The following is a 244-nucleotide window of genomic DNA, read 5'->3' as shown; positions in this document are numbered from 1 at the left end:
CTTGTGTCGGATATTGATTGCCGCATTGATATCTCGGTCATGTTCAACTCCACATTCAGGGCATTGCCAGATACGCTTATGTAGTGGCATTTCTGACATTTTATGACCGCAGCAATGACAGGTTTTCGAACAGGCAAACCATTGCTCCAGTTTTACCAGATGGACGCCTTTTTTCTACGGCTTTATATTCCAGCTTTGTGATAAAACCATGCCAGCCTGCATCTCCGATAGCGCGAGCCAGACA

At 45.9% G+C, this 244-nt stretch carries 1 pseudogene; it reads right to left on the bottom strand.

The window, feature by feature from the left end:
• Nucleotides 1-244, bottom strand: a pseudogene (locus BHE89_RS02720) (RNA-guided endonuclease InsQ/TnpB family protein); the annotation flags it as partial.

This window comes from Shigella sp. FC1967 (genome assembly GCF_001743005.1).
In the GTDB taxonomy this organism is placed as follows: Bacteria; Pseudomonadota; Gammaproteobacteria; order Enterobacterales; family Enterobacteriaceae; genus Proteus.
This window is presented reverse-complemented; position numbering and strand designations above follow the sequence as displayed.